This is a genomic window from Mesorhizobium sp. M7A.F.Ca.CA.004.12.1.1 (assembly GCF_003997835.1).
Taxonomy (GTDB): Bacteria; Pseudomonadota; Alphaproteobacteria; order Rhizobiales; family Rhizobiaceae; genus Mesorhizobium.
Window position 1 is genome coordinate 1 of sequence record NZ_RZRK01000369.1, and the last position, 5,902, is coordinate 5,902.

5 protein-coding genes are annotated in these 5,902 nt (G+C 62.7%); all 5 read right to left on the reverse strand.

Annotated features, from left to right (window positions below):
- Positions 1-515 (reverse strand): DUF4167 domain-containing protein (locus tag EN984_RS19580; RefSeq protein ID WP_127277451.1); only part of this gene is annotated, 515 nt, incomplete at its 3' end.
- A 303-nt stretch (positions 516-818) separates the two neighbouring features.
- The gene (gene prmC, locus EN984_RS19585; protein WP_127266724.1) at positions 819-1,691 is read right to left on the reverse strand and encodes a peptide chain release factor N(5)-glutamine methyltransferase; all 873 of its coding nucleotides are present in this window, start codon (positions 1,689-1,691) and stop codon (positions 819-821) included.
- Entirely contained in the window at positions 1,684-2,763 is a 1,080-nt protein-coding gene (prfA, locus tag EN984_RS19590; protein ID WP_127266723.1) for a peptide chain release factor 1, read from the reverse strand. The genes prmC and prfA overlap by 8 nt, the downstream gene beginning before the upstream one ends.
- A gap of 10 nt (positions 2,764-2,773) precedes the next feature.
- The gene (ptsP, locus tag EN984_RS19595) at positions 2,774-5,044 is read right to left on the reverse strand and encodes a phosphoenolpyruvate--protein phosphotransferase (protein ID WP_027038177.1); all 2,271 of its coding nucleotides are present in this window, start codon (positions 5,042-5,044) and stop codon (positions 2,774-2,776) included.
- A gap of 83 nt (positions 5,045-5,127) precedes the next feature.
- A partial coding sequence (locus EN984_RS19600) for an aspartate kinase (RefSeq protein WP_127383887.1) occupies positions 5,128-5,902 on the reverse strand: 775 nt, incomplete at its 5' end.

Genomic DNA, 5,902 nt, shown 5'->3' on the forward strand with positions numbered 1-5,902 from the left:
CCATTATTATCACGGGCCTCGCGGCCACCTTCCCGGTTGAGCGCAACCTCGGCCGGCGTCCCTTCGATGACCGGCTGCGGGCCGGCGCCATGGTTGATCACCGGGATCTGGGCATCGGAAACAGTGTTGCTGTTGTTGCCGCCATTGTCGAAATCGTCGCGGTCCTCGTCGCCGTCATCGTCGAAATCATCACGATTCTGCTGCGCGTTCTGGATCGGCATCTGCGCCTGTGCGGCCGCGATGATGCGATTGTAATGCTCGGCGTGCTGGAGATAGTTCTCCGCCATGACCCGGTCGCCGGAGCTGTGAGAATCGCGGGCAAGGGTGGCGTACTTTTCGGCGATCTGCTGAGCCGAACCGCGGATCTTCACATCCGGGCCATTGCTCTCGTAGTTGCGCGTCAGGGGATTAGGCCCCTTGCGGTTGTTGTTGTTATTGTTGTTGTTATTGTTACCACCGCCGCCGCCATTATTATTGCGACCGCGCATGCGCCTGTTCTGCTGTTGTGGCCTCATCAAACTCTCTTCATTTTGAAATTTTCGAAAAACTCTTCACGAACGGAGGCGCTCATGCAGCCAGCCGTTTCGTCTCTTCACCGGCGTTCGCCCGCATCGATTGCGTTGGCGCCACGTGCCATCCTGTTCCGGTTACATCACTTGCCGGACGATTCCCGCACGAAGCTTGGGCATCGTTTGCGCAAGAAGGCAGCTATTTCCAAGGAAAACCGAATCACTAAGAGCACTGCCTGCTTCGTCTCATCCGGTTAAGGCGACCCTAGCCGCATTCCCCGGCATTGCCAAGCGCTTTTTTGCACTGCGTCAAGGCTTTATCCTTTCAAAGACAATAACCCTGTCATTTCCGCCGAGGTCACGAAAAGCACCGCCCGACACGTAGCCGGCTGCAGCGAATATCTCGCAGACCTCGTTGCGTTGCGTATGGCCGATCTCGACCGCAATCCTGCCTTCAGTTTCCAAAAACCTTGCCGCTTCCGCAGCGATGGTTCTGTAGGGGTTCAGACCGTCCGCGCCGCCATCCAGGGCCAGGCGCGGGTCGAAATTGCGGACTTCGTCCTGCAGATTTCCAATGTCTTCGGTGGTTATATAGGGAGGGTTTGCGGCGATTACATGGTACCGGCCGAAAACTTTTTCGAACCAGTCCGACTGCAGCGCCGTGAACCGGTCTGCAAGACCCAGTTTCCCGGCATTACTGGCCGCCGTCGCCAGCGCACCTGCGGACAGATCGACGCCGGTGGCGCTAGCCGTCGGTACGACGCTGAGCAGCGCCAGCGCAATGGCGCCGGTGCCGGTGCCAAGATCGAGGATGCGGCACCCGCCTTCCCGCGCCGCAACTGCCTTGACGAAGGGCAATATCGCCTCGACCAGCGTTTCGGTATCCGGCCGCGGCTCCAGCGTTTCCGGCGACAGCGACAGGCGCAAACCGTAGAATTCACGATAGCCGAGGATGCGATGCACCGGTTCGCCGCCAGCGCGGCGTCTCAGGGCGGCATCGATTTCGGCAACAATGCCGGCGCCGAGCCTGCGTTCAGGGTCCGCAATGGCTTGCGTGCGCGTCGTGCCCGAAAAATGCTCGACGATCAGCCGCGCATCGAGCGCCGGGTCGTCGACAGTGGTGCCAAGCCGGGCCCACGCTTCCCGCAGCAGCGGGCCGAGTGCGTCGGGCAGGTCAGTCATCGATGCCGATGTCGGCGAGCAATTTCGACTGGTGATCGGCAATCAGCGCGTTGATGATCTCGTCGAGTTCACCCATCATCACCCGGTCGAGCTTGTAGAGCGTCAAATTGATGCGATGGTCGGTGACGCGGCCTTGCGGGAAATTATAGGTGCGGATGCGCTCCGAGCGGTCACCGGAACCGACCTGCGACTTGCGCGATTCGGAACGCTCCTCGTCGGCCTTGCCGCGCTCCAGATCATAGAGCCGGGCACGCAGGATCTGCATGGCCTTGGCGCGGTTCTGATGCTGCGATTTCTCCGCCTGCACGACCATGATGCCGGTTGGCAGATGGGTGATGCGGACGGCCGAATCGGTGGTGTTGACGTGCTGGCCGCCCGAACCCGAGGCGCGCATCGTGTCGATGCGGATGTCTTCGGCCCTGATGTCGATGTCGACCTCTTCGGCTTCGGGCAGCACCGCGACGGTTGCGGCCGAGGTGTGGATGCGCCCGCTGGCCTCCGTTGCCGGCACACGCTGCACGCGGTGCACGCCGGATTCGAATTTCAGATGCGCAAAGACGCCTTTGCCCGACACGGTGGCGATGATTTCCTTGAAGCCGCCGGCGTCGCCATCGCTGGCCGAGGCGGTTTCGAAACGCCAGCCGCGTTCGGCGGCGTAGCGCTCATACATGCGAAACAGGTCGCCGGCGAACAGCGCGGCCTCGTCACCGCCGGTGCCGGCGCGGATTTCGAGAATGGCGTTCTTGTCGTCGGCGGCATCCCTGGGCAACAGCAGGATCTGGATATCCTTCTGCAATGCCTCGATGCGCTCCTCGATCTCCGGCAACTCGGCCTCGGCGAGCGCCCGCATCTCGGCATCGGTGCCCTTGTCGGCAAGCATGGCTTCCAGATCGGCCTGTTCACGCTCGGCCAGGCGCAATGCCCTGACCTTGGCCACCATATCCTGGATTTCGGCATATTCGGACGCCATGCGCACATAGGCATCCGGCGCCGGACCAGCCGACATCTGCGCTTCGAGCATCTCGAAACGCTTGACGACTTGATCCATACGATCGCGGGGCAAATTGACCATGATGAGGCTGCTACAATGGGATCGAACGGTCGTCGGCAAAGGCCTGCAGCAGCGCCCGCATCGGCAAGCCCTGTGCCGGAGCCATCAGATTGTCGTCGAAAAACGCCTTCAACTCGTCCAGCGGCAGTTCCGTCAGCATCGCCTTGACCGGACCGATCGAGGCCGGCGACATCGAGATCGAACGGAAACCGAGGCCGATCAGCGCCATCGCCGAGATCGGCTTGCCGGCGAGTTCGCCGCACAGCGTCACCGGCGTATTGTTGCGGACGCCGGCATCGGCGATCTGCTTGAGCACACGCAGGAACGGCGCCGACAGCGTGTCGAAGCGGTTTGCCAATTGCGTGTTGCCACGGTCGACGGCCATGACGAACTGGAACAGGTCGTTCGAACCGACCGAGACGAAATCGACCGCCTTCATCAATTCATCGAGCTGGAACAACAGCGACGGAACTTCCAACATCGCGCCCAGCTTCAGGCTGGTCGGCAAATGATGGGCAAAGCGCGACAAATGCCGCACCTCGCGATCGATGATCTCGCGTGCCTGGGCGATCTCGCCCAGCTCGGTCACCATCGGCAGCATCAGCTTCAATTCGCGGCCGCCGCTGGCCTTGAGCAAAGCGCGGATCTGGGTGCGCAACAACCCCGGCCGGTCAAGCGTCAGGCGAATCGCCCGCCAGCCAAGCGCCGGGTTCTCTTCCTGGATCGCACCCTTGAAATAGGGCAGCACCTTGTCGCCGCCAATGTCGATGGTGCGGAAAGTGACCGGCTTGCCGCGCGCCGCTTCGAGCACGTCGCGGTACAGCTTTTCCTGGGCTTCGGCCCGGGGAAATGTCGAGGCGACCATGAATTGCAATTCGGTGCGGAACAGGCCGATGCCGGCCGCGCCCGCTTCGGCAAGCTGCGGCAGGTCGACGGCGAGACCGGCATTCATCAGCAAATCGACCTGGACACCGTCCCTGGTCGTCGACGGCTTCTTGCGCAGTTCGCGGTAGACCTCTTGCCGGCGCGCCCTGAAGCGCACTTTTTCGGCATAAGCGGCTTCCAGGTCAGGCTGCGGCCGCAAATGGATCACGCCCTCTTCGCCGTCGACAATGATGGCATCGCCGTTTTCCGCCATGGAAACGGCGCCCTTCATCTGGCCGGCGACGGGGATGCCCATGGCGCGTGCGACGATGACGACGTGGCTGGTCGCGGCACCATCCTCGAGCACCAGCCCGCGCATCTTGTCGCGGGGGTAATCGAGCAGCTCGGCAGCCCCCATTGAACGGGCAACGATGATGGCATCCTTCGGCAGCGATGCGGCGACATCTTCCGGCCCGCGCCCCATCAGCTGACGCAGCAGGCGGTTGGCGAGGTCGTCGAAATCGCTCATCCGCTCGCGCAGATAGGGATCGGTCATGTGCAGCATGCGGGCGCGCATGTCGCTCTGCACCTTTTCCACCGCCGCTTCGGCCGTCAGGCCGTTGCGGATGGCCTCTTCCAGCCGCCGCACCCAGCCGCGATCGTTGGCGAACATGCGATAGGCTTCCAACACCTGGCGATGCTCGCCTTCGAAGGCGACGTCGCGGCGTTCCAGCATGTCGTCGATGGACAGCCTGAGCGAGCTGAGTGAGGTCTCGAGGCGGCGGACCTCTTCCTCGCTGTCTTCGTTGAACAGATTGGTGACGACGATGCGCGGCTCGTGCAGCACGACATGGCCGAGCCCGACGCCTTCATTGAAGGACAGGCCGGTGAAGCTGACAGGGCGGCGCAGATCGAGTTCGAGGCCGGGCCGGGTCAGCCGCGCCAGATCGCCGGTGGCGATCATCTCGGCGATCACCATCGCCGTGGTTTCCAGCGCCTCGACCTCGTCGTCGCGGTAGTGGCGCATGGTCTTGTTCTGCACCACCAGCACGCCCAGCGTGCGCCCTGCCCGCAGCACCGGCACGCCGAGGAACGAGTTGTAGATCTCTTCCCCGGTCTCAGGCAGATAGGCGAAGGCAGGGTGTTCCTGCGCATTGGACAGGTTGAGCGGCCGCGCGCTGGCGGCGATCGTGCCGACCAGGCCTTGGCCCAGCCGCAACTGCGCCAAATGGACGGCGTTCGGGTTCAGACCTTCGGTAGCGTAGAGTTCGAGCACCGAATCGGCGCGCAGCACATAGAGCGAGCAGACTTCCGCGACCATGTTGGAGGCGATGTCGCGCACGATCCGGTCAAGCCGCTCCTGCGGCTCCAGCGGCTCCTGCATGAGCTCGCGGAGCCGTTTGAGCAAAACGCGCGGGCCACTGGCCTGATCACGCATCGCGGCTTCTTCTCCAATGGGCATTCTGCCCGCCGCAGTTTCCACCGCGACCGGCGCACACGCAACAACTCAAATCGTTCTCGCTACTGCTTATCCAGACCGTAGACGGAATGCAAAGTACGAACCGCAAGTTCCGTATACGGACCGTCGATCAGGATCGAAATCTTGATCTCGGAGGTCGTGATGGCGCGGATGTTGATCGATTTGTCGGCCAGCGCCTTGAAAGCGGTGGCGGCGACGCCGGCATGGCTCCTCATGCCGATGCCGATGACCGAAACCTTCGACATGCCGGCTTCCGACTGCACGACATCGTAGCCGATCGAAGCCTTGAGGCGTTCAAGCACGGCCAGCGCCTTGTCGACATCGCCCGACGGCACGGTGAAGGTCATGTCGGTGAACTTGCCGTCCTCGGAAATGTTCTGGACGATCATGTCGACATTGATGTTGGCCTCGGCCAGCGGCCCGAAGATGCCGGCGGCAACGCCCGGCCGGTCGCCGACCCGGCGCAGCGAAATCTGCGCTTCATCCTTGGCGTAGGCAATTCCGGTGACGACCTGCTGTTCCACGATCTCTTCCTCGTCGCAAATGAGCGTTCCGGGCGGATTGAGCAAATCCCCCATTCCGGGCGCGTCGGGATCGTCGAAGGACGACCGCACGAAGGTACGCACCCTGTGCACCATGGCAAGCTCGACCGAACGCACCTGCAGAACCTTGGCGCCGAGCGAAGCCATTTCAAGCATTTCCTCGAACGATATCTTGGCCAGCCGCCGCGCCTTGGGCTCGATGCGCGGATCGGTGGTGTAGACCCCGTCGACGTCGGTATAGATGTCGCAGCGATCAGCCTTGACCGCCGCGGCG

What these genes read in the sequence shown, in the direction of transcription:
- ptsP (WP_027038177.1), bottom strand. Translation starts at nt 5,044, where the DNA reads ATGCGTGATCAGGCCAGTGGCCCGCGCGTTTTGCTCAAACGGCTCCGC.
- prfA (WP_127266723.1), bottom strand. Translation starts at nt 2,763, where the DNA reads ATGGTCAATTTGCCCCGCGATCGTATGGATCAAGTCGTCAAGCGTTTC.
- prmC (WP_127266724.1), bottom strand. Translation starts at nt 1,691, where the DNA reads ATGACTGACCTGCCCGACGCACTCGGCCCGCTGCTGCGGGAAGCGTGG.